Genomic DNA, 21,087 nt, shown 5'->3' with positions numbered 1-21,087 from the left:
GCGATTCGTTCCATCGAGTGTCGCCGGTTCTCGGTTTCGGTTCTGGGCAGGTGCTTTTCGCGCCGTTCGGAACTGCTTTCGCATCTTTCGGGGCGACCCGCTAGAGTCCCCGGCGACATGACGTCCGAGCTGATACCCCCCGGTCCACTGCCCGATGCCGCGAACCCCGCTGTCCATCGTGGACAGGCGGTGACCTCGGTCACCACTACCCCGCCTCGTCAGCGGTCTGCCCTGGAAGGCCCGCCGACCACCTCCGGTGTCGGTCAGGCCCGCCCCAGTAAACTGCCGTCCCTGACCGGTCTGCGGTGGATCGCGGCGATGCTGGTCTTCGGCTTCCACGTCGGGACGATGGGGGTCATCGCCGATCCCGACTACAAGGCGGTGGTCGACCGGCTGTTCACGCTCGGTCTCTCCGGGGTGCAGTTCTTCTTCATCCTCAGCGGGTTCGTGCTGGTCTGGTCGGCCCGGCCGGGCGAGCCCCGGCATGTGTTCTGGCGTCGGCGGATCGCGAAGATCTTCCCGAACCACGTGGTGCTGTGGGCCGCCGTGCTGCTGCTCGGGATCTTCTACTTCGCCGACCCACAGAACCCGAAGGTGGTGCTGACCAACCTGTTCCTGGTGCAGGCCTGGAACCCGACACCGGGTTGGTTCTACAGCGTCAACACGGTGAGCTGGTCGCTCTCCTGCGAGCTGTTCTTCTACCTCTGCCTGCCCCTGGTACTGCCGCTGGTCCGCCGGGCACGGCCGTGGATGCTCTATGCCGTCGTCTTTGCGATGCCGCTGCTCATCCTGTCGATGTGGCCCGCCCAGGCACTGGTGCCGGAGGCCGACCGCTGGTGGTTCACGCAGGTGTTCCCGCTGGTCCGCTCGCTCGAGTTCTGGCTTGGGGTGGCCGCCGCCGAACTGATGCTGCGGGGCAGGTGGCGCGGCCCGAGCCTGCCGGTCGCCAGCGTGATCTTCGTCGTCACCTGGTTCGTCGCTGCGCAGTGGATCCCCGCCCAGTTGTGGACCACACTGCTGGCGATCGCGTACGTACTGGTGATCGCCGCCGCCGCCGACGCGGACGTGCGCGGCACCTGGTCACCGTGGCGCTCCCGACCGATGGTCTGGCTCGGCGAAGTGTCGTTCGCCTACTACCTGGTGCACGTGTTCGTGGTGACCAGCGTGCTACGGGCCACCGACAACATCGGAGGGTTCCCCGGCTGGCAGGGCCCAGCGGCGGCAATCGGCTTTCTCCTGCTCAACCTGCTGCTGGCCGGGCTGCTGTTCCGGTTCGTCGAGACGCCGATGATGCGACTGCTGGCGCCCCGCCGTCGGACGACGCCAGTACCTGCTCCGGCGGCACCGGTCTCTGGCGGCGGCTGACCCGCTTCTCTGGCGGCGGCTGACCCGCGCCCCACCTGGTTCCGGGGATCACCGCCTGCGCCGTCACCGGTACCTCGGTCGACCAGTCCCAGCCCCGGGCGTCGCGGTCGAGCACTGAGAGCCGGCGGTCCAGTTGTGAGAGCCGGCGGTCCAGCTCTGAGAGCCGGCGGTCCGACGCTGGTCTGATCCGTGTCCCCTTCCGTCGTCACGGCGGGAGGGGACACGGTCGGATACTGCGATGGTTGTAGGAACCCCGACAGGTACGGCAAGGGTTTACCTGGATCTCATAACAGCGCGAGACGACGATCCCCGGTCGGTTGAGTAGCGTCGCCGTCGATTCGGGCACCGGCTCCATGTCGGTTACCGGCGTCAATGCGAATTCCGGTGGGCTTTCAGCTTCGCGCGGTTCCGGTCTCGACGGCGAGCACGTCAACCGGTGCCGAGAGGATGTGATGAGATGACGGACCCGTCGCGTGGCACCCCGTGGCCGGGCGAGTCTGCCGAATCGTTGCGACAGTCGGCCCGGGCGGAGCAGATGCCCGAGCCGGACCGGTTGCGGCAGACGCGGACCGGCTGGGACATGACCTTCCCACCTGAGTTCGCCCCCATTACCCGAGCGGCTCTGCCGACGTCTGCCGGGTCGACCAGGCCCGGTCAGCCGCTGGAGCAGCCTGAGCCGGCGTCCACCCGGGCGCAGCGGGGTGCGGTCGTCCGGCGTCGTGCGGCACTGGTCGCCGTAGCCGGCCTTGTCCTGGCCGTAGCTGCGCTGGTGATAGCACCCGTGACCGGCGGCGGCCAGCGGGACGACGTCAGGGCCAGTTCCGATCGGGAGGTGCAGGACAGCCCGGACGATGCGGGGCTGCCCCTGACCGACGACGAGGCGGATGACGGCGACGAGACCGGTCCGGGGGACGGGACCGGAAGCGAAGGCGGAGATGGTTCCGGCGATCAGCCCGGACTGGGGGAGGACACCGCCCCGGACGACGAGGCCGACGCGGGTGACGACACCACGCCGAGCCCCGAGCCGGCCGACCGGGACCGGGACCGGCCCGGACTGGTGGAAGATCCGCCCACCACCCCGGCCGCCCGTAAGCCGACCCCGGAGACGGGCGGGACCAGGCCGGCCGCCCCGGTCGCGTCGCCGACGCAGACTCCGGCACCGCAACGGCTGATCTCGTACAACGTCGTGAACCTGTCCTCCGGTAGGTGCGTCGGGGTGACGGGTGACCCCAGGCGCAAGGGCGCCGACGTGACCCAACAGGCGTGTACGGCGACCGCCAGCCGGTGGATCATCCAACCGACCAGGGACGGCTACTTCCGCCTCACGAACCGGGTCAGCGGCCAGGTGTTGGATCTGGGCGCCTGCCGGGCTGCCAACGGTGCCAACGTCCAGACCTGGCCGTGGCTGGCCAACAACTGCCAACAGTGGAAACTGATCCGTACCAGCGACGGATACTTCCGGCTGATGAACAGGAGCAGCAGCAAGGCGCTGGATGTGGCCGCCTGCGGTGCCGCTGTCGGGGTCGACATCCAACAGTGGGAATGGTTGAACAACAGATGCCAGCAGTTCCGACTGCGCCCGGTCGGCAAGATTGCCATTCTCAACGTACACACCGGCAAGGCGGTCGACGTCGCGGCCTGTCGGACCGGACTCGGGGCGACCGTGCAGCAGTGGAAGTGGCTGGGCAGCAAGTGTCAGAAGTGGATGTTCACCCACGTCAACAGTGGCTACTACCGGATCCATCCGACTTCGGCTCCGGACAAGTGCCTGGTCATCAAGGGCAACGCCAAGGCCGACGGCGGGGTCGCCCAGCAGGGGGCGTGCACCGGCACGAACTCGCAGTGGCGACTCGAGCCGCGCCCGCAGGGCGGGGTACGGCTCGTCGCCCGGCACAGCGGAAAGTCGTTCGACCTGAACGGGTGTCAGGGCGCGAACGGGGCCAGACTCCAGCAGTGGCGCTGGCTGAGCAACCCGTGTCAGCGCTTCTACCTCCGGTACGCCTGAGGCGCTAGACCGGTACCGTGAGCACGACCTCGAATCCGCCGTCGATGCGTTGCCCCGCGGTGAGCGTGCCGCCGTAGAGCATGGCGCGTTCGCGCATGCCGTTGATGCCCTGGCCACCCGATGGGGAGCGGGGTTCCGGGAGGGGCGTGCCGTCGTCGGTGATCCGGGCGGTCAACCTGCCCGCCTCGAAGTGCAGGGCGACGGTCACGTTGGCAGCGGCGGAATGCTTCAACACGTTGGTCAGCCCCTCCTGGATCATCCGGTAGACACAGGTGTCGAGTCCGGGGGCCAGCGGTTGCCGTTCGCCGGTGACGGTCAGCTCAACGGGTACGCCGGCGGTGCGGACCCGGGCCGCCAGGTCGTCGAGCCGGTCCAGGCCCGGTGCGGGTACGGGGGAACCGGACTGCGTCGCCGCCGTACCCGATGCGTCGCTGTCCGATCCCGGCCGGAGCACCGACAGCAGCCGGCGCATCTCGTCGAGGCCCTCGCTGCTGGCCGCCATGACCGTGCTGAGCGCCGCCCGGGCGGTGTCCCGGTCGTCGTCAAGGACATACTGCGCCAGTCCGGCCTGTACTGATATCACCGACATGTGATGGGCGACGACATCGTGCAACTCCCGGGCGATCCGCAGCCGTTCGTCGACCACCGCACGTCGCGCCCGCTCGTCCTGTTCGATCGCCAACCGTTCGGCGAGGTGTGCCAGTTGCGTGTTGCGGGTGGCCAACTGCTGGGCACCGTAACCGAGGCGGCTGACGACGGACATCCAGACGACGCCCTGAGCGGTGGCGACCACGATGGCCTCGGGAGCTGCGTATATCCAGACCGCGCAGCCGAGAACCGCGGTGACCACCGTCACCCGGACGGGTTTCAGCGCGGCGACGGTGTAGAGAGCCAGCAGGAATCCCGGACTGTTCACCACAGCCGAATAGTCGAGCGAGATGTAGGCGATCCAGATGGCGCAGTAGTAGACCATCACCGACACCGGTGACCGCTGTCGGGCCATGAGGGCCAGGTTGGCGAGGCAGGTGAGGGCGAAGCCCAACCCGTCGAAGTCCCGGTCCCCGGCCGGGGTCGGACTGTACACGCCCAGTAACAGGCTGACCGTCATCGTCGCCACGGCCACCACCAGGTCTGTCAGCAGTGGATGGCGTAGCCCCAGCTGCCGAAGCTCCACCAGCGCCCGTACGCGCATCAGTCGCCCGTGGGCCGGTGCATCGACGGCCGGGACGTGTGTTGACGCATGGCGGCACGGTAGCTCACACGGCCGCCAGGTGACCCGCCAGTAGGGGTGCTGCGACCGGGACCACAGCGGGTGGCCGCCGACCAGCCCATGGCGCACCCGTCCAGAGAAATGTCGGCCGCAGCGGCTAACGTACGCGAGCTGTCTGAGGCTGGAGGTCGAGAGTGGTGGACGCGGACAAGGCCGCGTGGGAACAGCGCAGCACGGCGCGGGTGATACCCCCCGTACAGCCGCGCAAACTGGCTAAGGTGCCCTTCGTCGAGCTGGCCGACGGGCGGCTACAGGGCGTCGTATCGAGTGGTTCGGACATCGAGCGGGTCTACGTGTCGTCCATCGCCGCCGCATCCCACGCATACAGTTGCAGCACCAACAACAACCGGCCGTGCGGCGGGGTGAACTACGGGCCGTGCAAGCACCTGGACGCGCTCGTCGTGGAGGCCGTCGTGCAGTACGGCGTCGAGCGGGTCGCCCGCTACCTGCACGTCGAGATCGACGATGAGGTCGAGTCCGGTGCCGATCTGATGAGAAGGCTGCGCGGCCACCGTGAGTCGGCGCCGGCAGCGGTCGTGTTCAGCCGCTTCCTGCGCCACCTGGCCTACCTGGAGCTGCCCGAGACCACCGAACCCGTCGCAGAACTGCACTGGTTCCCGGCCACGAGGGCGGTCCGTTGATGAACGGGGCACAACTCACCGAACTGTTCGAACACGGCATGCCGGGGGTGCGCGAGGCGCTCGACCTGGTGGCCGGCTTCGACGACAGTCTCGTACCCGGCTTCGCCCGCCTCAGCGAGGAACACGCGTCGTCCCTGGCCGCCCTGGCCGCGGCCGTCGGGATCACGCCGCTCGGCGAACGGGTTTCCGAGGCGGTCGAGAAGATCGTCGCCGGTTCCGTCACCGACGAGCGACTGTCCATGCTGGCCGGTGCGCGGGCCGCCCTGCTCGGTGCCGTACACGATGCCCTGCTGGCCGGCTTCGACGCCGCGTCGGGGCGGACCCGGGCGGTGTGGGAACCCTCGCCGGCCACATCCGTGACCGGGGGATCGGACAACCTGCTTGCAGGGTGCCGGTCCTGGCTCAGTGAGGTGGCCCTCGCCGGGTGGCGAGGGGTCGACCACGACCTGGTCGCCGCCTCCGGCCAGATGCTCGAAGCACTACTTGCCGCCCCCGACCATCGGCGGCTGGCGGTCCTCGTCGACGGCCTGACCGCCGAGTTGCGGGCGTCCTGTCCGGTCGGAACGATGCCGCAACTGCCGGTTCGTCGCTGGGCCGACCTGTGGACACGGGCCCTGCTGCTGTCGCAGCCGGGTGGCTGGGCCGGCCGCTCCGGGGCGGTCACGCCGGTCTCCGGGCGGCTGTTGATCCTCGGTGTCGACGTGCACGAGCACAGCACCGCGGTACAGATCCAGGTGCACGGCATCCTCGAACCCGCCGGTGGCGAACCGGCTCGGCTGGTACGCGCCAGCGTCGCCGCCGCGAAGGTGGACACCATCGTCGGGCCCGCGCTGTGGCGGCTGCTGTCGGGTTACCCGGTGCTGCTCGGGGCGTTGGCCGAGCGGCGCAGTGTGACCATCACCGACATGTCCCTGCACAGCAGCGGCGATCTTGTCTGGCGGGAGGAGCAGGCCCGTCCGGACGAGCCGGCCGACCCGTTCACGACCGCCCGGGTCCAGTTGGCCGGTGCGCTCGCGCCGCCGGTGCCGCCCCTGGACCGGCATACGGTGCGCATCGCCGAACCGGTGCTGGTGGAGGGCTACCGGGTGACCACCGTCGGCGACGATCCGGCGACGATCGGGTTCGACCTGGGTGGGAGCAGCCTCGCGGTCGATGTCGACCGGCTGCCCGGTTGCGGCCCGCTCACGTCCGAACTGGTGGCCGCCTCCACGGCCTGCCTCGGCCTGATCCGTTGGGACGGCGGTCGATGGTCGTTGCAGCCGATGGCGGTGCAGGCCACCGTCAAGCGCAAGCCGGTCGTGGTGCACACCGGAGACTGGGCGCTCGGTCCCACGGACCCCAAGGTCGTGAAGGCCGAGGCCAAGGCGGGAGACGCGGTGGCCGTGCTGCGTGAGCGGGCCGGACGGTTGCTGCGGAAATGAGCGATCCCCAGATCAATGCAGACGAGAACCGGCGTCAGGTCCTCTACTGGCGGCTGCTGGCGCGGGTGTTCGACGGTGAGGAACAGCCGTCGTTGGAGGCGGCCAGCATGGCCATCGTCGACGATCTCGGCCTGCCTTCGGCGTTGCTCGACCCGTCGGTCTCGGTGGACACGATCGTGCAGCGGTTCCCCGAGCTGGCCACCGAGTTGCAGGGCCTGCTGACGGCGGACGAGACCGGCGACCGCGAGCCACCACCCTCGCCGGACGGGCACGACACGACGCCGGACGGGCCGGCCGAGACGCCGGCCGAGCATGACACGACCCCGGACGACGATGCCGCGTTGCCGGCCGACCATCGCGCGACACCGGCCGGCAGCGCCGAGGTACGTCGGGCGGCCCTGGTGTCGAAACTCCTGCTCAACGTCTTCTCCACCGGATCGGGCAACGTCACCGCCAGTCAGTTGGCCTGCTGGCAGGCCGACGCCGGCTGGTTCGAGCAGGCGCTCGGGGCACGGCCGGGTGAGCTGCGGTCGCGCCCCGGCGCGAGTGAGATCGGCGGCGTACTGGCCGGTCTGGAGGGGGACCTGGTCAGCCGCATGCGGTTGCGTGAGGTGCTGGCCGATCCCGCGTTGGCCCGCCAGTTGACGCCGAGCATGTCCCTCATCGAGCAACTGTTGCGGGACAAGGACAACCTGTCGGGTGTCGCGTTGGCCAACGCCAAGGCACTGATCCGCCGGTACGTCGACGAGGTCGCCCAGGTGCTGCGTACCCAGGTGGAGAAGACCAGCGTGGGCACCATCGACCGGTCGGTTCCGCCGAAGCGGGTGTTCCGCAACCTCGACATCGAGCGGACCATCTGGAAGAACCTGCCCAACTGGAGCCCGGAGGACCAGCGGCTGTACGTGGACCGGCTCTACTACCGGCACACGGCCCGGCGTACCACCCCGGCCCGGATGATCGTGGTCGTCGACCAGTCCGGCTCGATGGTCGACGCGATGGTGAACTGCACGATCCTCGCATCGATCTTCGCCGGCCTGCCGAAGGTCGACGTACACCTGATCGCGTACGACACCCGCGCCATCGACCTGACCCCGTGGGTGCACGACCCGTTCGAGGTGCTGCTGCGTACGAAACTCGGTGGCGGCACCGACGGCACCGTGGCACTGGCCCTGGCCCAGCCGAAGATCGCCGACCCCGACAACACCGTCGTCGTCTGGATCTCCGACTTCGACGAGTGGCACATGCAGCAGGTCTACGACGGTCTGGCGGCGATCCACCGCTCCGGCGTGCGCCTGATCCCGGTCGGCTCGGTGAACAGCGGCGGCCAGGCGTACGTCAACGCATGGTTCCGCCAGAAATTCAAGGACCTCGGGACACCCGTGCTCTCGGGACACATCCGCAAACTCGTCTTCGAGCTCAAGAACTTCCTCACCTAGGAGACCCGCGAAATGACCAATGAAATGCTGCGTGCCCCCGCTGAGGTCAAGTACGCCGAGGAACTCGACTGGCTGGAGTCCATCGACGACGGCCCCAAGCCGTTCTCGTGGCGGCTGAGCCCACGGATGGTACGGCTCTTCGTGCTCGGCTCCGAGCGCTCGGACGGACTCGACCGGGAGGTCGCCCAGAAGTGGTTCGGTGACCGTAGCTTCGTCGAGCGCAGCATCGTGACGCTGGCGTCGGACCGGGGGCTGCTGCTGATCGGGGATCCGGGCACCGGCAAGAGCTGGCTGGCCGAGTTGCTGGCGGCGGCCATCTGCCGTAACTCGACCCTGGTCGTCCAGGGCACGGCCGGCACCACCGAGGACCACATCAAGTACTCGTGGAACGTCTCCATGGTGATCGGTAAGGGGCAGTCCCGGGAGTCGATGATCCCCTCGCCGATCATGACGGCGATGGAGCAGGGCGTGATCGGCCGGTTCGAGGAGCTGACCCGCTCGACCAGCGACGTGCAGGACGCCCTGATCTCCATCCTCTCCGAGAAGTACGTCTCCATCCCCGAACTCGACGACGACAACATCGTGTTCGCGAAGCCCGGATTCTCGATCATTGCCACGGCCAACAGCCGGGACCGGGGGGTGAACGACCTCTCGTCGGCGCTCAAGCGGCGGTTCAACTTCGTCAAGATTCCCGTGGTGACGAACAAGCGCAGCGAGGCGGAGATCGTCCGGTTCCGTACCACGGAACTGCTGCGCCGGCACCAGATCGAACTGGACGTGCCGCCGACGCTGCTGGACATCCTGTTGCAGAGCTTCGCCGACCTGCGGGCCGCTGCCGCGTCAGCCAAGAGTGACGACGAGAAGCTCGAGTCGGCGCTCTCCACCGCCGAGCAGATCGGTGTGCTGGAGGACGCGATCCTGCACAGCCAGTTCTTCGGCGACCGTACGCTGCGGGCCGAGACACTGGCCAACTCGCTGGTGGGCTCGCTGGCCCGCCGTACCCCGGAGGACCTGGCGATCCTGAACAAGTACTGGCACGGTGTCATCGAGCCCCGCAGCAAGGCCGATGGCGGATCGTGGCCGGCCTTCCTCGAAGGTGGCCGTGAGGCCATCGCCACGCTCTCATGAGTGTGCACACCGGCAACTCGCGGTTGGCGGAGTCCCAGGGCCCGTTCGCTGCCCTTCGCCAGCAGTTGCTCGACGCAGCGGACGCCTTCGTCGACGGGCCCAGCGCCCTGACCGACATCCTGTCGGGCATCGTCGACGACGTCGACCGGGCGTTGCGTGAGGAGCTCGAGGTCTTCCCGGTCTGCCACCACTCGCCGGCTTCCGCGCTGGCCATGGTCCGTCGCCTTCAGGAGAAGCAACCCAAGGTCATCTACCTGGAGCTGTGCGAGGACCTGCAGCCGTTGCTGGACGAGTTGCGCAACTGCCGCCTCCCGGTGGCGTTGCAGGCGTTCGCGACCGAACTGGACGGCTTCCCGTCCAGTTGGGGGCCGCTCAGCGTGGTTGCCCCCATCACCGAGGCGTCAGCTGAATACCAGGCCATCGCCTATGCCCTGGAGACCCCGGGTGTCGAGTTGGTGCTGGTGGACCGGTCGTCGGACCATGTCTTCCAGTGGCACCCCCGGGAGCCGGCGCAGCCGGCGGCGACCGACGACGAGGCCGTCGAACACAGCGACGACACCGTGGACCGTGGTGAGGACGCCGCCCTGCACGGCGACGCGGTGGGCATCGAGATCGGCGATCTCCGTCCCCGCTTCGCCGAACTGGAGGAGCACCTGCTGCACCACGGCAAGGTGCGGCACTGGTCCGAGTGGTGGGACCTGTACGTGGAACAGCCCCTGTCCGGGGCCGACTACGACACCTACCGACAGGTCATGGTGCTGATCGGCAGCCTGTTCCGGCGGCTGAACCCGGGTGACGGTGCGCGGCTGGCCCGGGACGAGGACCGCGAACGCTACATGTGGACCCGGATGCGTCAGCACCTCGCCACCTCCGGTGTCGACCGGTCGGAGTGCCTGTACGTCTGCGGTGCCTTCCACGCGGCCAGCCGGGTCGAGCAGTTCGGGTGGGCCGGGACGGACGACTTCGAGATCACGGCCCGTACCGGCACCCAGTGGTTGTACGGGCTGATCCCGTCCAGCCACTCCGCCATCGAGGCCCAGTTCGGGCTGGCCTCGGGCTCGGTGTCGATCGCCGAGGCCACCTGGAACAAGGCGGTGGCCCGGTGGGGCGTCACGCCATTCCAACTGGCCGGCCAGAAGGGCAGCCGCAAACGGTCGAAGCGGACCAGGGCGGTGGCGGCCGTGCCCCAGGCGCCGGTGGCCGACCGGTTGTCCGGCTTCCTGTCGAACCCGCCCGCCCTGGACGGCCTCGACGAGGCCGAGTTGCTCGGCTGGTCCGTCGACATCGTCCGGCTGGCCCGCCGTAACGGCTACCTGTCCAGCACGGCGGACGCCATCGCGGTGTTCGAGACGTCGATCCTGTTGGCCGGCATGCGCAACCGGGGACGTCCCACGCCGTACGACTTCCAGGACGCCGCGGTCACGTGCATCGAGAAGGACGTGGTGCCCGGCCGGCGGGACGTACGCCGGCTGTGCGAGATCCTGATGGGCGGCGACCGGGTCGGCCAGGTCGGCTACGAGGCGCTGCCGCCGCTGGCCCGTGACGTGTACGACCGGCTGGCCCCGCTCGGGCTCGACCTGGAGAAACGTACGATCCATCGGGCGCTGCTGAACCTCGACGCGAACCCGGAGCTGGTGCCCTGCTCACGTCTGCTCTGGATGCTGCGCTACCTGCTGCCGGACGACGCGGTCCGTCCGATCATGGGCAGCCGGCAGCTGGGCGAGCGGTCGATCCAGGAGAGCTGGGATCTCGCGATCGGCCGCCACCAGCGGTCGATCATCGAGCTGGGCTACGAGGGCGTCACCGTCGAACAGGTGCTGGAACAGCGTCTACGCCGTACCGTCTGGGGCCCACAGGCGACCGCTGCGGTGGCGCTGGCGGCCGTCGAGGACTCGCTGCTGTATCTGGGCAGTCGACGACTCACCGACGACCTCGGTGCCCGAGCCGTGGAGTTGCTGGCCGCCGAGCGGACCGTCGACGACGCACCCGAGGTGCTGCGTAGGATCCGCCGGTTGCTGGCGTACTACCGGGCCGCCGAGCCGGAGTTGCCGGCGTGGTGCGCCTCCTTCGTGACCGTCGGGTACGCGCACTACTGCACCCTGCTGCCGACCGCCTTCGTGGCTGAGGACACCGGTGTGCACCAGGTGGCGGCAATGCTCGGGTTCCTGTTCTCCATGGAGAGTTTCGCGCTGTCACTCGGCTGTGACCGCGCCCAGCTCGAGTTGGCCGTACGGCAGTCGCACCCCGAAGCGCCGGCCAAGGTGGCGTTGTTGTGGGCGGCCCGGTTGCCCCTCGGCCTGTCGTCCCTGGCCGAGTTGCGGTCGAGGTGCGACGAACTGTTGACGAATCCGCTCGTCGTCCCGGCGTTCCCGCAGTATCTGAGTGGGTTCGTCCAGGCCCTGGAGCCGGTGCCGACGTTGACGCCGTTCGTGGTCGAGACGATGTCGAAGGCCTTCGCCTGGTTGCCCGACCCGGTCCTGCTTCCGTGGCTGCCGACGCTGATCACGACGCTGCGTCAGCAGGCGGGTGGCATGGTGCCGGTGCTGGTACGCGAGGCGGGCCGTACGTTCCCGGCCAACCTGACCGCCCTCGACAACTGGACGCCGCCCTGGCAGGCACGGGCGGTACCGGCCGCGCCTGCCAGCCCGGTGCCGGCGATGGCCGGTCCGGTGGCCGAACTGCTGGCCAGCCAGCCGGCGACCTGCGACGCGGTTGCCGCGCTGCTCGGCTGCGAGGCCGGGTGGCAGTCGACGGTCGGTCAGGACGGACCGGACCATCGGGAGGTGGGGGAGTTGCTGGTGGGACATCCGCTGGCTGCTGAGGCGGTTGCCGAACTGCTGGCCGTCTAGGGACCCGGGACCGGCGCCGAGGGGGCCACCGGCCCGGGCCCATCCCCAGGGCTGCCGGGTCCGACCGGTCTACTTGAGTCCGGTCGGGCCCGGCTGGGCGGGCATGCCCGGGAACCGGGGGCCAGAGACGGCGGATCCGGTGAGAATGGGCAGGTGGTAACCCGGTCGAGGAGGTGAGACAGGGTGGCTGAGCGAGCCTCGGGCCATCGCAGTGTCCCGCATACCGCAGACGTACGCATCGAGGCGTGGGCACCGACCCGCGAGCGCTGCGTGGTGGAGGCGGTCGCGGCCATGGTCGACAGCTTCGCTGACCTGTCGGACCGCAGGCCGTCGGCGACGGCCTGCTTCCGGGTCGATCCGGGTACGGATCCGGACATGCTGGTCTCGGTCCTCGACGAAGTGATCTATCTGATGGACACCACGAGCCAGCTCCCGGCAGAGGTGGACGTGACGACCGTGGACGACGGGTTCGATGTGTGGATGCGGATGCTCGACACGGATCAGGTCGAGCTGGTAGGAGCGGTACCGAAGGCGGTGTCACTACACGAGTTGCGTTTCGAGCCGGGGGCCGGGGACTGGTCGTGCAGCGTGACGCTCGACGTGTGACCGTCAACCCTTGACCACGCCGACCGGAACCATGCGGGCCACCCGCCGACACAACCCGGCGCCCTCGGCCGCCTCGACCACCTCCGAGATGTCCTTGTACGCCTCGGGGACCTCCTCGGCCAGGCCACGGCGTGACGCCCCACGTACGGCGATGTCGCGGGCTTCCAGTTGGCGGCGCGGGTCCTGGCCCTGCACCGACTTGGCTGCCTGTTTGCGGCTCTGTGCCCGACCGGCACCGTGACAGGTCGAGGCGAAGGCCGGAGCGCCCGGCACCCCGGTCAACACGTAGGACGGCGCGCCCATCGAGCCCGGGATGAGCACCGGCTGACCCACCCCGGCGAGATCGGCCGGTAGATCCGGGTGGCCAGGAGGCAGCGCCCGGGTCGCACCCTTACGGTGCACGCACAGCTGCCGCTGCTGGCCGTCCACCGCGTGGGTCTCGATCTTTGCGAGGTTGTGCGAGATGTCGTACACCAGATCCAGTCCTCGCCGGGTGACCCGCTCGAAGACCCGCCGGACGGCCTCACCGAGCACCTGACGGTTGGCGCGGGCATAGTTCGCGGCGGCGGCCATCGCCGCGAGATAGGCCTGCCCCTCCGGCGACGACACCGGGGCGCAGGCAAGCTGCCGATCCGGCACCCGGATGTGGTGCTCGACCATGGCACCTTCCATCATCCGGATGTAGTCGGTGCAGATCTGGTGCCCCAATCCGCGTGACCCGCAATGGATCATCACGCAGATCTGGCCGGTCCGGAGCCCGAACGCCTCGGCCGTACGCTCGTCGTACACGTGGTCGACGGCCTGCACCTCGAGGAAGTGGTTGCCGGAGCCGAGGCTGCCGAGTTGACCGCCGCGCTCTATCGCACGGTCGCTGACCCGGTCCGGGTCGGCGTCCCCGACCGCGCCGTAGTCCTCGCAGCGTTCCAGGTCGCGCGCGACGCCATGGCCCTGCTCGACCGCGTACCGGGAGCCGCCCGTCAACACCGCCGCCAGGCCCGAGCGGCCGGACACGTGCCAGAGCCCACCCTTGCCCATGCCGCGTGGCGTGGACATGTCCAACCCGTCCATGAGTTTGTCCAGCACCGGCTGTAGCTCCGAGCGGTCCAGGTCGGCGGCCAGCAGTCGTACCCCGCAGGAAATGTCGAAACCCACCCCACCCGGCGACACCACCCCGCCCGTGTCGATGTCGGTGGCGGCGACACCGCCGATGGGGAATCCGTAGCCCCAGTGCACGTCTGGCATGGCGTACGAAGCGTCGACGATGCCGGGCAGCGTGGCCACGTTCACCACCTGCTCCAGGGACTTGTCCGCGTGGACGTCGGGCAGCAGTGACCGGGATGCGAACACCACGCCCGGTACCCGCATCTCGTCATGTTGATCGATGCGGAAGCGGTACGGCGACTCCTCGACCAACTCCATGGCCACCACCTCTGCTGCCCGCCTCGACCCAGCAAGGCCCGGTGCGAGTGCCATGGCTACCCGTACGGCCGCCGGCTACACCTCTGCCCTCGTTTGATCGTTGACGGTTGAGTGACATGACACGCCGGCAAGAACGCTACCGAGCGGCAAACGCTCCTCGATTGATCTCCGTAGCACATCAGGCTGGCCCCGCGTACGTTGTCCACAACTGGGTTGGTTGTCCACAGCGTTGAGGCGCTGGGGTTGTTGGCTTATGTCATCTCGGGACACGGTCGGCAACGTGAATCCCGTGCTTCGATCACTCGTTGACAGCGGTGGCGGCTTGGTAACCCGGGCGTCGGCCATCCAGGTAGTACCCGCATGGACGTTGTACGCGGCGCACCGGACCGGTGCGCTGCTACGGGTGTTGCCCGAGGTCTACGTAGACGCGGCGCTCATCAACAAGCGTTCCGTTGGGGCCGCTGCCAATCCGTTCACGGCGCTACCGCCGGAGCTTCGCCGTCGGGCCGCGATGGCGTACGCGGATGGACGTGCTGCGCTGAGCCACCTCAGTGCACTCGATGTCTGGGGCCTACGTCAGCAGCCAGCCGATGAGCCGATGCATCTGAGCGTCCCCACCGGAGCTGGGATGCGTACCCGTCCGCACCTGACCGTGCACCAGCGGCGAGCTTTCGTGGTACAGCCGCCGCAGGTCGTGGTACGTCGCGGCATTCCGGTCACCCGACTGGAACTATCGCTGGTCGACGGGTGGCCGCTGCTGTCTGCCGGAGAACGGCGGGCATCGGTGATCCGGGCGGTCAACGATCGGCTCACTACGCCTCAGCGGGTCGGTACGTTGCTGGCAACCATGCCGAACTTGCCCGAGCGGGCCGAATTCTTCGTGCTGCTAAACCGGCTCGACGCCGGCTGCCATAGCCCGTTGGAGATCTGGGGGCACGATCACATATTCAACTGTCCAGGAATGCCGACGTTCCAGCGCCAGGTACGTGTCCAGGTAGGCGGCAGAACCATGTACCTGGACGTCTATGCCGAGCCGGAGCGGGTCAACATCGAACTCGACGGGGCCACCACCCACGGCGATCCACGTCAGCGCGAGATCGACATTCGACGGGACGCGCTGCTGGCCACACTTGGCATCCTGGTGGTCCGGTTCGCGCATCGCCGACTGGTGCACGAACCAACCGAGGTACGCCGCGAGATCCTTGCCATCCTGGCCAACCGTCGTACGGACGGTTGAGATCTAACGGCTGGTGAGGTTCTGGCGCTTGCTACCAGTGACCCTCGTTGGGACGGCGATCCGAGGTCGGCTCGCACTGGCGCTCGTGCATGGCCTGCCAGTCGTGCAGCGTTCGCTTGAGTCGGTCGTCGTCCCGGAGAGCCAGGGACAGTTCCCGTTGCAGGGTTCCAGCTCGTCGGCCATCCGGCGCTGGACGTCACGTGCCTGTTCGGTGTCCACGCCACGTCGTCGGGGGGCGAACTCGTAGGCACGCACCTCGTGCGGAGTCAGACGGTACGGCTGGTCGGACCCGTAGGGCTGACCACTTGAACCGCTGGTTCTGGCGGCTCAACCCCGCAGGCAAGTCATGCCGGACCGGCGTTGAGGTTACGGAGGAAGGCACGTACGTCCGGCTGGTCGCCCCAGCCAGCGGCCAGCCGGGACTGTAGACCCCGCAACTCCTGACTGATGATCGCGGTAGGTTGGGTGACCGCCGCAGTCAGGACCGGCTCGGCAACCGTGAGCGCGGCCTGCGGCTCGCCGGCACAGGCGTATCCGTCGGCCAGCCGGAGGGTGAACAGCACCCTGGCCGGATGCATGAACTCGGGGAGCCGATCGAGGGACCGCTCCACGGCCGCCACCGCCAGCCGTGCCGTCGCCCGGTCGGCCGTACGCGCCGCGATGTCCCGTAACGCGGCACTGGCCCCGGTCTCCACGTACACCTGCCCGGCGCTGCCGAACAGCCACGGCGCTTCCGCGTCGTCGCGCGGCCCCAGGTGTTCCGACAACTTCCGGGCGCTGTCGATGTGGTGCCGTACCTGCGCCGCGTCACCGGTCAGGGCGTGACCGCGCGCTTCGTAGATGTCGGCCAGCATGGCCACCCAGGTACGGTCGGCATCCACCGACCGCAGCGCCCGGGCATAGCCGAGCGTCGAGGCCGCATCGTGTTCGAGGCGCGCCAGCGTGCTCATGTCGCACAACAGCGCCACCCGCATTCCGATGTCGTCGGTCTCGACCGCCCACCGCAGCCCCATGGTGAACCAGGCCATCGCCAACCCGTTCTGTCCCTGCTGTAGCCGCAGCTCACCGGCGAGTTCGGCGTAACTGGCAGCCAGTCGTAACACCGCCCGCCGGGGCCGTCCGGTGAGCACCTCCAGCCAACGGGTCATTCCGTGCAACGCGTGCTCCACCGCTGCGGTGAGCCCTACCGACACCTGCTCCACGCCGGCCCGGTTGTACACCGCCAGCAGTGCGGTGAGGACATGGATGGTGTCCGGGTCCGCATGCGGGGACAGTTGCGCGGTGGGATCGGCGCCGCTCATTGCCTGGTACGTCAGGAGGGCATCCCCGACCGCAGGCACCGAACAGCCCAGCGTGCCGTGCAACGGGCAGTCCAGCCCGTGACTGGGTAGTGACCTGGGCCAGTTCGTGATGCTGACGATCGGCAGGTCCGTCCGGTGATTCTGCCCGTCGCCGGGAAGCGGGGTGAGCCGGATGCCGTCCGAGCGACTGGCGGCGACCTCCGGTGGCAGATACTGCCCGGGGGTCTCCGTACAGGCCGCCAGCAGCTCACCACCGGTTTGCAGCAGCTCGTCCAGGCGGCGTACCAGCCGGGATGGCGGCTCCCGACGCCCACTTTCCAGCTTGCTGATGACCGTGTGGTCGTATCCGACCTGGCGGGCGACCTGCGCCTGGGTCAGGCCCGCCCGTCGCCGCCAGCCACGTAGCCGTCGCCCGAACTCGGCCCAGAGCGTCGGCGCCGACGCATCCGGTTCCCGCTTCCAGCCGTTGAATGCAGCCACCAGAACCTCCCGCCCGCCGCGGACGCCGGCTGTTCTGACGTACGACTTGCCGGGCGGCAGGATGCTAACACGCGTCGATGTCCTGGTTCGGGTGCCGGTGGATCTTGACTGTGATCGTGGAGTTCGTCGAGCGTGCCGTTACCCTCTCCGCTACCGAGCCGGCCAGGACACACCTGGGCTCTGGTCACCGGTCCACCTCGGGTAGTTGTTCCATGGCGTCGGGCGGTCGCGGTTTCCCGCTTCGGCCCACGTCGCCACGGAGTAGGTAGCCGGCTTGGATGGCGTGACTCCGTACCGGCACTTGAGCTTCTGATTTGCTGCGGAGAACCTGATGGAGCACTTTCTCAGGGTCTGGTCTGCCCGGAAACCCTCACGCGCGGTCAGCCAGACGAAGACCGTTGCCGTGTCCACCGGTGCAAGTGCGGTGATGTAGACGTTCATCACGAGCCGATTGCCGTCGACTGTCACGCACGGCGTCAGCCGGATGGCCCCGTCCACCCGGATGATCTGGGTGCTGTCCGAGCACTGTTCCTGACGCCCGGCAGGCACCGGCGGCCACAACTCCGCGGCGCTCTGGGTGCCGGTCCGTTGCGGGTAGCTCTCCCAGGGCGTCGAGTGCTTGAGGCTGCTCGGTTCCGCGTGCGTTGCCGTGACGTAGGTGGCTGGCTTCACCGGACGAACCTCGTAGCTGCAGGTCTTCTTCTGGTTCGCCGCTGAGAAACTGACCACGCACTTTCTCAGCGTCTCCTCCACCCGGAAGCCCTCCTCTGCGACCAGCCACATGAACACCGTCACGTCGCTCACCGGCTTGACGGAGTCGATGTACACGGTCATCACTGCGGTGTCCCGGGTGACTCCGATGCAGGGCTCGATCTTGATGGCCCCATCGAGGTACGGCAGGGCCCCCGATCGGCAGAACTCCTTGGGCTTGGGCGCCTGTGGGGTGTTTGCCGTCGGCTTCGCGGTGGGTGTTGGTGTCGTACGCGGACCGGCTGTGGGGGTGCCGCCAGTGGGGGCGTGGGTGACCAGCGATGCGCTCAGATTCGGCTGCCTGCTGCCCGGGTCACCGTCCTTCGGCCAGAGCACGATGCTGGCCGGCACGATGGCCAACACCACGGCCACGACCGCGCCAGTGATGATCCACCGTCGGCGGCCCGACTTCCGGGCCGGCGGTTGTGCCGGTGGCGTGGGCAGGGCCGGCAGACTGCCGGTCGGGCTGGCGAGGTTGCCGACATGCGCCAGGGCCGACGGGGCCAGCAGGGCGGGCTCGACCGGTGCGGGGCCGGCGGAGGTTGCCGAGTCCGATCGACCGGGGGTAGCCGGTGCTGATGGCCCGCCGTGGGTGCCCGCGACCCGTACCGCGTTGCCGGTCGCGGACTGGAGGGCGTTGCGGACCTGCGTGAGCGCGTCGCGTACCGACTTCGCGTCCGCGAAGCGTTCGGCCGGGTTGTTCTGTAGGCAGCGGTCGATGATCTGACGCAACTCGTCGGGGATGTCGGTACGGCGGATCTGACGGGGACTGCCGTGGATGACCCGGAGGGCATAGCTCGTGTCGTTGTCGGTGGAACCAGGCTCGATCCTGGCGAACGGCGGGGCACCGTCGAGGAGGGTGAACAGGGTGGCGCCGAGTGACCAGATGTCATCGGTGGTGTGTGGGGCAGCTTCCTGAAGTTGCTGTGGCGAGGCGTACGCCCAGGTGCCCTCCCGTACGGACCTGGTCACCTCGGCGTTCAACGGTCGGGCGGTGCCGAAGTCCGCGACGACGTAGGACGTGCTGTCGTCGCCGGCCTCACCACGCACCAGGATGTTGGCCGGCTTGATGTCACGGTGGACCACCTGTCGGCCGTGTGCGTACGCCAGCGCGTTGGCCACGGCGATGCCTGCGGCCAGCACCTCGACGACCGGTGTCGTGCCGACCGGTGCCTCGGCGGTACCCGTTTTGAGGTGGGGTAACCGGTCGGCCAGTGAGCCGTGGGCGCAGTACTCCATGATGATGGATACCGGCTCGTCAGGTGCCGACCGGATGTCGTACACGGTGACGATGTTCGCGTGTTGCCCGAGACTGACGGTCAGTTCGAGTTCGCGACGGGCCCGGGCAGCGTCCACGCCGTTGAGCACCTTGACCGCCACGTCCCGCCGGACTCCGGTATCGAGGATCTGTTGCGCCTTGTACACCTGGACTCCGGTGTGGCCGTTACGCGCGATCTCCGTGAAGTCACTCAGATTTCCCGGAACAGATGTGCCGGGGGACTTTCCCGGATCCGGTGCCCCGTCTTCCTCCCCGACCGGGAACCAGTCGGCCATCGCCGCCTCCTCGATGTGGTCCAAAATGGATCCGGGATTGACCGCGACAGGTTATCGGGAGAGCGGGACGTATGCGAGTGACGGTAAGGACACTGAGTGCGGAGCCCGTTCTGCTCGGGGTCGGTGACACCCTCCTGTTCGGTAGGGCGCCCTCCGAGATGCTCTCCGACGATCTGAAATTCGAGTTGTCCGTCACCACCCTGACACTGGCGCGCTGCGGGACACATGTGTCACGGCTGCTCGGTGAACTCAGTGTCGGGGAGGAGGCCGTCCGGTTGCGCTGGCGGGGCAAGCCCCAGGCGACGCTGTCCAGCCTCTTCGATGCCCCCGGAGGTGCCCGCCGGGGCACCCTGGCCGAGGGAATGACTGCCGTACTGGACACCGGAGAGAACCAGTTGCTCATCCTCCGGGGAGGAACGGACCTGACCGGATACGTCGACATCATGCTGAACGTCGACGTCGCGTTCGACGACACCGGTTCGTCGCCGTACGTGGCTCCGGCTGCCTTCGGCCCGGATTGGGGACTGCTGCCCACCGCCGTCCCGACCGACCTGGAGCCGGACAGCGATACCTGGTTCGTGGCGCTGGCGCTCGCCGAGCCCTGGCTGGCTGGCGCCGACGACTATCCGAGGCCGCCGACCAACCGGGAGATCTCGGAACGGATCAGGACTTGGCGCGGTGACTCCGGGCGGCTCGCCGCGCCCCAGCGGGTACACGACGCGATCCAGCAGATCGCGCGACTGGCGTTCGGATCGGGGGGACACCCGTTCCGGCTGGAGGACGGGCGACGCGTGGAGAACGTTCGCTATGCCGTCGGGCGGCGGGCGGCCGAGGTCGGCCTGGTCACCGAAGACCAGTTGAAGCGGGTCGAGCGGCAGTCCTGGGAGCGTCGGCAGCGTTCCAAGCCCTGACGGCGCGGGCGGTCCGGAACGTTCTGTGGTGGCGGGATCGGCCGGAGAGTTCCGCCCGGCCCACCGTGCCGTCATCTGTCGGCCGCCAGGGGGTCGTCAGCGCGAAGTGTTGGCGGCGGCGTAGTCCTCGCCCGGGGATCGGGATCCGGGCACCGTCAGGGACCTGTTCAGGGAAGCACAGAACAGGTTCTTCCGGTAACGGGGATCCCGGTATCACGCATCAACTGGTGAATACCGGTGCGAGGACCACCGGGCAGGGAAACGGGATCACGCCGTACGACTCTTCGTCAAGGACAGCTGAGGCGGCGACGGAAGTTTCCGGCGATTCTCTCTTCGGAAGCTTCCAGTTGCCGGTCCGCCGCCCCGGTTCGTAGCGTCATTTCCAACGCGGCTCCGGGGGAACGGAACTTCGTCAATCAATTCAAACGCGGAGGGATTGTCATGAGCGCAGGCTTCGTCGGTATGGATCCGGCCCAGGCGCAGGCCCTGGCCACCAAGATGAACAACGCCGTCTCGGCCATCAACCAGCAGATCCAGGCACTCACCACCGCCGTCAACGGAGTGCAGTGGAAGGGTTCCGACGCCGAGCGGTTCAAGCAGAACTGGAGCGGTACCTGCGTACCGTCGCTGAAGAAGGTCGCGGAGACCTTGCGGACGGCCTCCACCAACCTCAAGAAGGAAGCCGCACAGCAGCTGGCGACGAGCAAGTAGTTC

The 21,087-nt window shown here is 68.5% G+C and carries 15 protein-coding genes; 11 read left to right on the top strand and 4 right to left on the bottom strand.

The window, feature by feature from the left end; translation table 11 throughout:
- Nucleotides 1-117 precede the first annotated feature (117 nt).
- Nucleotides 118-1,365 carry an acyltransferase family protein gene (locus ACFQ4H_RS08535; protein ID WP_377568988.1) on the top strand — a complete coding sequence of 416 codons (1,248 nt, stop codon included), beginning with the start codon at nucleotides 118-120 and terminating at the stop codon, nucleotides 1,363-1,365.
- A gap of 457 nt (nucleotides 1,366-1,822) precedes the next feature.
- Nucleotides 1,823-3,370 carry an RICIN domain-containing protein gene (locus tag ACFQ4H_RS08530; RefSeq protein WP_377568985.1) on the top strand — a complete coding sequence of 516 codons (1,548 nt, stop codon included), beginning with the start codon at nucleotides 1,823-1,825 and terminating at the stop codon, nucleotides 3,368-3,370.
- Between the two features lie 4 nt (nucleotides 3,371-3,374).
- Here ACFQ4H_RS08530 and ACFQ4H_RS08525 read toward each other — a convergent pair whose 3' ends face one another.
- Nucleotides 3,375-4,562, bottom strand: coding sequence for a sensor histidine kinase (locus tag ACFQ4H_RS08525; protein WP_377568982.1), 1,188 nt, complete (start codon nucleotides 4,560-4,562; stop codon nucleotides 3,375-3,377).
- Nucleotides 4,563-4,774: 212 nt separating this feature from the next.
- Here ACFQ4H_RS08525 and ACFQ4H_RS08520 point away from each other — a divergent pair, with 212 nt between their 5' ends.
- The 6 genes from ACFQ4H_RS08520 (at nucleotide 4,775) to ACFQ4H_RS08495 (ending at nucleotide 12,721) form a co-directional block, all read left to right on the top strand.
- Nucleotides 4,775-5,281: a hypothetical protein gene (locus ACFQ4H_RS08520; RefSeq protein WP_377568980.1), complete on the top strand. Its 507-nt coding sequence runs from the start codon at nucleotides 4,775-4,777 to the stop codon at nucleotides 5,279-5,281.
- Complete coding sequence (locus ACFQ4H_RS08515) at nucleotides 5,281-6,702, top strand: hypothetical protein (protein WP_377568977.1); 1,422 nt, start codon at nucleotides 5,281-5,283, stop codon at nucleotides 6,700-6,702. The genes ACFQ4H_RS08520 and ACFQ4H_RS08515 overlap by 1 nt, the downstream gene beginning before the upstream one ends.
- Nucleotides 6,699-8,138 (top strand): VWA domain-containing protein, encoded by a 1,440-nt coding sequence (locus ACFQ4H_RS08510; RefSeq protein ID WP_377568975.1) that lies wholly within the window; start codon nucleotides 6,699-6,701, stop codon nucleotides 8,136-8,138. Before ACFQ4H_RS08515 ends, ACFQ4H_RS08510 begins: the two co-directional genes overlap by 4 nt.
- 12 nt (nucleotides 8,139-8,150) lie before the next feature.
- Nucleotides 8,151-9,266 carry an ATP-binding protein gene (locus ACFQ4H_RS08505; RefSeq protein ID WP_377568972.1) on the top strand — a complete coding sequence of 372 codons (1,116 nt, stop codon included), beginning with the start codon at nucleotides 8,151-8,153 and terminating at the stop codon, nucleotides 9,264-9,266.
- The gene (locus ACFQ4H_RS08500; RefSeq protein ID WP_377568969.1) at nucleotides 9,263-12,115 is read left to right on the top strand and encodes a DUF5682 family protein; all 2,853 of its coding nucleotides are present in this window, start codon (nucleotides 9,263-9,265) and stop codon (nucleotides 12,113-12,115) included. The genes ACFQ4H_RS08505 and ACFQ4H_RS08500 overlap by 4 nt, the downstream gene beginning before the upstream one ends.
- 183 nt (nucleotides 12,116-12,298) lie before the next feature.
- Nucleotides 12,299-12,721, top strand: a complete 423-nt coding sequence (locus ACFQ4H_RS08495) for an archease (protein WP_377568967.1) — start codon at nucleotides 12,299-12,301, stop codon at nucleotides 12,719-12,721.
- Nucleotides 12,722-12,724: 3 nt separating this feature from the next.
- On the opposite strand, the gene ACFQ4H_RS08490 is transcribed toward ACFQ4H_RS08495, so the two are convergent.
- Nucleotides 12,725-14,140, bottom strand: a complete 1,416-nt coding sequence (locus ACFQ4H_RS08490) for an RtcB family protein (protein WP_377568965.1) — start codon at nucleotides 14,138-14,140, stop codon at nucleotides 12,725-12,727.
- Between the two features lie 280 nt (nucleotides 14,141-14,420).
- Here ACFQ4H_RS08490 and ACFQ4H_RS08485 point away from each other — a divergent pair, with 280 nt between their 5' ends.
- On the top strand, nucleotides 14,421-15,377 hold the full coding sequence (locus ACFQ4H_RS08485; RefSeq protein ID WP_377568961.1) for an endonuclease domain-containing protein: 957 nt from the start codon (nucleotides 14,421-14,423) through the stop codon (nucleotides 15,375-15,377).
- Nucleotides 15,378-15,721: 344 nt separating this feature from the next.
- Here the strand turns inward: ACFQ4H_RS08485 and ACFQ4H_RS08480 are convergent, their stop codons facing one another.
- A complete protein-coding gene (locus tag ACFQ4H_RS08480; protein WP_377568958.1) occupies nucleotides 15,722-17,158 on the bottom strand; it encodes a helix-turn-helix domain-containing protein in 1,437 nt (478 codons plus the stop codon).
- A gap of 150 nt (nucleotides 17,159-17,308) precedes the next feature.
- Nucleotides 17,309-19,462, bottom strand: coding sequence for a serine/threonine-protein kinase (locus ACFQ4H_RS08475; RefSeq protein ID WP_377568955.1), 2,154 nt, complete (start codon nucleotides 19,460-19,462; stop codon nucleotides 17,309-17,311).
- Between the two features lie 71 nt (nucleotides 19,463-19,533).
- On the opposite strand from ACFQ4H_RS08475, the gene ACFQ4H_RS08470 reads away from it, so the two are divergent.
- Both ACFQ4H_RS08470 and ACFQ4H_RS08465 read left to right on the top strand, forming a co-directional pair.
- Nucleotides 19,534-20,373 (top strand): hypothetical protein, encoded by an 840-nt coding sequence (locus tag ACFQ4H_RS08470; protein ID WP_377568953.1) that lies wholly within the window; start codon nucleotides 19,534-19,536, stop codon nucleotides 20,371-20,373.
- A 441-nt stretch (nucleotides 20,374-20,814) separates the two neighbouring features.
- Entirely contained in the window at nucleotides 20,815-21,084 is a 270-nt protein-coding gene (locus ACFQ4H_RS08465) for a WXG100 family type VII secretion target (protein ID WP_377568950.1), read from the top strand.
- Nucleotides 21,085-21,087 lie beyond the last annotated feature (3 nt).

Source organism: Micromonospora sonneratiae, from assembly GCF_042679305.1.
Taxonomy (GTDB): domain Bacteria; phylum Actinomycetota; class Actinomycetes; order Mycobacteriales; family Micromonosporaceae; genus Micromonospora_H; species Micromonospora_H sonneratiae.
Note: the sequence above shows the minus strand (reverse complement) of the source record. Positions and strands in the feature narration are given on the sequence as shown.